General features: G+C 65.7%; 4 protein-coding genes. All 4 read left to right on the top strand.

The features are described 5' to 3' along the window. On the top strand, nucleotides 1-2,305 hold a 2,305-nt coding region (locus I73_RS06365), incomplete at its 5' end, for a 4'-phosphopantetheinyl transferase superfamily protein (protein WP_026096385.1). Between the two features lie 154 nt (nucleotides 2,306-2,459). Then, nucleotides 2,460-3,542 (top strand): alpha/beta fold hydrolase, encoded by a 1,083-nt coding sequence (locus I73_RS06360; protein WP_022979846.1) that lies wholly within the window; start codon nucleotides 2,460-2,462, stop codon nucleotides 3,540-3,542. 94 nt (nucleotides 3,543-3,636) lie between these two features. Next, on the top strand, nucleotides 3,637-4,983 hold the full coding sequence (locus I73_RS06355) for a hypothetical protein (RefSeq protein WP_234409430.1): 1,347 nt from the start codon (nucleotides 3,637-3,639) through the stop codon (nucleotides 4,981-4,983). A 129-nt stretch (nucleotides 4,984-5,112) separates the two neighbouring features. Then, nucleotides 5,113-5,782, top strand: a 670-nt coding sequence (locus I73_RS26365) for an alpha/beta hydrolase (RefSeq protein WP_234409429.1), incomplete at its 3' end; no start/stop codon positions are given.

Genomic DNA, 5,782 nt, shown 5'->3' with positions numbered 1-5,782 from the left:
GGTGCGTTTCCGCGAGACGATCCAGAAGATGCACGACGACGGCGTGCGCTGGTTCATCGAGGTCGGCCCCTCGGCCAACCTGACGGCTTTCGTGAACGACATCCTGGCCGGGCGCGACTACGTGGCCGTGGCCACCAACCAGCGCAAGCGTCCGGGCGTCGACCAGTTCCTGATGGTGCTGGGTCAGCTCTGGGTCAACCGCAAGCCGGTCGCGCTGGGCAAGCTGTTCGAGCAGCGTGCGCTCACGCAGGTGCCGCTGGGCGACCTGTCGGTGCCCAAGGCCAAGGGCATTCTGCTGGACAACACCATGCCGCAGATGCACCTGACCGAGGCGGAGCGCGCCCAGTTGGGGACGCTGGCCGCACCGGGCGTGGTGCAGGCCGTGGCCGCACCGGTCCAGGCGGCGGCCATCGAAGCGGCCGTGCCCTTGGCGGTGGCTGCACCGGCCGTTGCTGCCCCCGCACCTGCGGCGGTGGAAGCCACCGAAGATGCCGAGCTGGTGCTTCGCCAGCAGGTCATGGGCGAGTACTTCGACATGATGCGTGGCTTCCTGGCCCAGCAGCAGTCGGTGATGGACCGCTTCCAGCCCGAAGTCCTCGACGGGGCCGAACCCCAGGATCTGGATCCGGTGGCGGCGGCCACGGGCTTCCTGGACGAGATCCTCGAGCAGGACGCCGAGCACCTGGTGGCGCGCAGCACCCTGAACCTGGCCAAGGACAACTTCCTGCGCGACCATGTGCTGTCCGGGCGGGTGGGCCCCCAGGACGCGGTGCTGGGCCTGTCCTGCGTGCCGATGATGGTCAGCCTGGAGATCATGGCCCAGGCTTGCGCGGCCCTGGCCGGGAATGTCAACGTCACGGTGGTCGAGCATGTGCGTGCCTTCGACTGGATCGCCCTCGACGCGGGTGAGGTCGCTCTGACCGTCGAGGCCCGGCTGGTCGATGCGGCCCAGCAGCGCTACGCTGCCGTGCTGTCCGGTCCGTCCGGCAAGCTGGTCAGCGGCGAGTTCCTGTTCCAGCCGGTCTGGCAACTCTCGGGATTGGCCTCGCTGAGCGAATGGCGCAGCTCCCTGTGGAACGACGAGGAGCTCTACACCTGCGGCATGTTCCACGGCCCGGTGTTCCAGAGCATCACCCACATCGATGGCTGGGACGACGCCGGCATCGACTGCCAGCTCTCGCCGGTCAGCCTGAACGATTTCTTCGTGCCGGGGCAGCCAACACAGCTGGTGCTGAATCCGGTGCTGCTGGATGCCATGGGGCAACTGGCCGCCTACTGGATCGCCCAGTTCGCCGGCACGGACTTCAACTGCTTCCCGTCGACCATCGATCGCATCGAGCTCTACAGCCCGTGTCCGGCCGATCTGCCGCAGCTGCGTCTGCTGGCGCGCCAGCATTCGCTGGATCCGTCGAGCAACGAGGTCTCGGCGCCGCGGGCCTGGCAGTTCGAGTGTCTGGACGCCCAGGGCCAGCCTCTGGTGCGGGTGCGCAATCTGGTGAATGTGTTCTTCCCGGTGCCCAACCGCTTCTACCGGGTGCGGCGCGACCCGCTGCAGGGCTGGTTGGGCCAGCCAATGGCCGCGGGGGCCGAGCGCGGGACCCTGGTGTGGGCGCTGGAGCATCTGCCCGAAGACTTCTGCAGCCAGTCCGCCAACATCTTCCTGCGCATCCTGGCCCACATCTACCTGAGCGCGGAAGAGCGCGAGGCCTGGGCGGCCCTGAGCGGCAATGCCCGTCACAAGCGCCAGTGGCTGCTGGGTCGGGCCTGCATCAAGGAGGCGGTTCGCTATTGGGTGGTCCAGCAGACGGGCGAGTGGCTGTATTCCTCCGAGATCGAGGTGCGTCACGATGCGCTCGGCGCGCCGTGGGTCGATGGCTGGTGGCGTGACCAGTTGATCGCGGCCCCGGAGATTTCGCTGACCCACAACGATTGGGGCAGCGTGGTGGCGGTCAATCCGCCCCAGGTTCCGGTGGGGGTGGATGCCGAGCAATGGGGGCGCATTCGCAGCCCCGAATTGTTCGCGGCTTCGTTGAGCGCGCAGGAGCGCTCAGCACTTGGCGCAATTCCTGCTGGTCAACAGAGTGAACACCTGCTGGCCCTGTGGTGTGCCAAGGAAGCTGCGGCGAAGTGTCTCGGTACCGGCCTGCAGGGCCAACCCGAGCGGTTCGAGGTTCGGTTCCTGGACGCCTCGGGGCGGAGTGCCCAGGTGGTGTACGACGACATGCAGATGGCCATCTCTTTCTACCGGGATGCACAGTCTGTGATCGCCCTGGCGGTTGAGCAGGGTGATGCAGAGGTGTCCTGAGATGGTCTGGATGCTCGTGCAGCGCCCTGGAGTCGTGACATACGGCAGGGAGCATGCTCCTTTGCAGTGCGGGGGCGACGCTCCCATGTCTGCGGATACAGAGGATGAGATGCCTGCCCGGCGAAGGAAGCCGGGCCACTTGGAGTAAGTTGTCATGCCCGTCGCACAAGTCAATGGTGTTCGTCTGAACTATGTTCAGATGGAGCCGCAGAATGCCGAGGGCGAGGTGGAAGACCTCGTGATGGTGCATGGCCTGGCCACCAATCTGGCGTTCTGGTACTTCCATTACGCGCCGGTCTTTTCGCAGCGCTTCCGGGTCACCCTGTACGATCTGCGCGGCCATGGCCGCTCGGAAATGACGCCGGGCGGCTACACCCCGCCGCAACAGGCCCAGGATCTGCTGGGGCTGATGGATCATCTGGGCATTGCCCGCGCGCACTTCCTGTCGCACAGCTATGGCGGCGTGATCACGCTGAACGCGGCCTGCCTGGCGCCAGAGCGCTTCCGCAGCCTGGTGCTGGCGGACACCCATATCTCGGCCGCCCGTCATCAGCGGCAATGGGAGGCTGGCCAGTTCGGCGAGGAGATGCGGGCCATCCTGCAGGCCCACAACATCCATCTGGACACGCGCGATCCCTACTTCGGCTACAAGTTGCTGACCGAGGTGGCCCACCTGCAGCTGCGCAGCGAAGAGGTGCCGCCCGCGCTGGCGGAACTGGTCAGCCCCTTCATCGGCAAGTACGGCAACCGCACGGCCAGCCAATGGATCCGCTTGATGGACCAGACCGAGGCCGGCAAGGAACTCATGGGCAGCGACGATGGTCTGCGCCTGGAGGAGTTGCGCAAGCTGGCCTTCCCGATCATGGCCATGTACGGCGATCACTCGCAGGCCCGGCTGACCGGCCGCGAGTTGCTCAATGTGTGGAGCCATGCGGTGTTCCGCCGGGTGCCTGATGGCGGGCACTTCTTCCCGTCCTCGCGACCCAAGGAACTGATCCATGGCTGCGAACGCTTCTGGGGCGGGGAATTCCATGCGCGGCACCGCCTGCGCGCGGGCGAGGCGAAGAAGAACTTTTTCCGCAGTGACCGGATCATCCAGTCCGGTGATGCGTGGTACTTCATGACACGTGAACAGGCCCGGGTTGGGCCGGCCGCCAGCCGGGAGGAAGCCGAGCAGTTGCTCGCCTCCTTCATGGCGGCCATGGCAACGGAAGAACAGAGTGCAGCGGCCGTCTAACAAGCTGGGGACATATCCGGGTTTCAGTCAGCGCGATTTCCGCCTGATCGCGCACGGAGGGTTCGGTGATGGCCTGAATGCCTATGCGCATTCGATGGCCTATTACAAGGACCATCTCTATGTCGCCACCACCCGGGGCAACTTTCCGTTCATGAAGGCCCGCCTGCCCATCGGCATGGATGTGTGGCCCGTGGAGTGCCCGGAGAGTCCGTTCGATCTCGACATGCATGCCGAGATCTGGCGCTACACCCCGGCCGAGAACAGCTGGGAAAAGGTCTTCAAGGCGCCGACCATCATCGGCAGCCATGGCAAGCCCATTCTCCGCGAGCTGGGCTTTCGCGGCATGGTCGTGTACCAGCCCACCCCCACATCCGAGCCGGAGCTGTTCGTGAGCACCTGGTCGCCCGCGCGGGGACCGGGCCCGAACATCCTTCGCTCGACCGACGGTCGCCACTTCGAGCCCACTTGCGAACCAGGTCTGGGCGGTCTGCCGGTGACCACCATCCGCACCATGGTGCCCTTCAAGGGCCGCATGTTCACCACGCCGGCGGGCTCGCGCGGGGGCAACCCGAACGTCTCGGCCCACTCGGTCGTGTATGAGAGCACCGATCCCGGCAGCGGTGAATGGGAGCCGGTGTCCGACTTCGGTTTCGGGGATGCGGGCAACAAGACCATCTTCGAGATGGCCGGTTTCGGCGACCACCTCTATGTGGGCACCTTCAACCTCGAAGGCTTTCAGATCTGGCGCAGCACGGTCGATGGCCCCAAGCCCTATGTCTGGGAGAAGGTGGTCGAGAAGGGCGCCTACCGCGGGCCGCTGAACCAGTGCGTGCTGAGCCTGTATCCGTTCAAGGGCCACCTCTATGTGGGCGGTGGCATCCAGGGCGGTGGCGTGGACACGCAGAACCGCATCGGCCCGGCGCCGCCGGAGATGATCCGTATCGCACCGGACGGCCACTGGGATCTGCTGGTGGGTGAAAGCCGTGACACGCCGATCGGCCGCAAGGAGGCGCTGTCGGGCTGGCTGCCGGGTTTCGACAACTTCTTCAACGGCTACTTCTGGCGCATGTGTGCCCACGAGGGCTGGCTCTACATGGGCACCTTCGAGTGGAGTTCCGTGCTGGGCTATGCCAACCGCCGCCGCTGGCCGCCTGCCTTCACCAACATCGTCAACAAGCTCACGCCGGAGTTCCTGCTGGACCATTCCTGTGGCTTCGACCTGTACCGCAGTTACGACGGCGTGAACTGGGTGCCGGTGACGACCAACGGCATGGGCAACCCGTACAACATGGGCTTGCGCACCCTGGTGTCGACGCCGCACGGCATGTTCATCGGCACGGCCAACCCCTTCGGCCCGAAGATCATGCCGCTGGGGGGGGACCGCTATGTGCCCAACCCGCGCGGCGGCTGCGAGGTCTTTCTGGCCTCTTCGGATTCCTGAGGTCCCCGGCATGTCAACCATCTGGGGTGCTCTTCGCGTTGGACGGGACATGTGTTGTGCCGTCACAAAGGACCATTCATGCATGATCAAAACAAGCGTTGGGCCCTGGCTGCTCTGGGAGGCCTGCTCGTGACCCCCGTGTTTGGTGGCCCCCTGCGCGACGCCATCGTCGATCGTGTGCTGTCGCGCCGCATCGAGTCGGCCCAGGAAAGCGGTGAGTTCGGCGAGGGCAAGTCTGAACCGCTGACCTTGCCCTCCTATGTGAAGGGGCAGCTGGATGTCAGCTACGGCGCCGACCCGGCCCAGCGCATGGACATCTACATGCCCGCGGCCCGCAGCGGCCATGCTCCCATGCCGGTGATCTTCATGGTGCACGGCGGTGCCTGGATGATCGGCGACAAGTCGACCTCCAATGTGGTGATGAACAAGATCACCCGCTGGATCCCGAAGGGCTATGTGGTGATCTGCCCGAACTACCGCATGCTGCCCAAGACCGACGTGCAGGGCGAGGCGGACGACGTGGGCAAGGCGCTGGCCTATGCCCAGGCCCACGCGGCGGACTGGGGCGGCGATCCGAATCGTTTCGTGCTGATGGGCCACTCGGCCGGCGCCCATCTGGTGTCGCTGATCTCGGCAGCGCCGGAACTGGCCTTGAACCAGGGGGCACGCCCCTGGCTGGGTACCGTGTCCCTGGACAGCGCGTCGATGGACGTGGTGCGCACCATGCAGGACAAGCACTACAGCTTCTACGACAAGGTGTTCGGCGCGGACCAGAGCTTCTGGCAACAGGTGTCGCCGC

The organism is Ideonella sp. B508-1 (genome assembly GCF_000333615.1).
GTDB lineage: Bacteria > Pseudomonadota > Gammaproteobacteria > Burkholderiales > Burkholderiaceae_C > Ideonella.
Note: the sequence above shows the minus strand (reverse complement) of the source record. Positions and strands in the feature narration are given on the sequence as shown.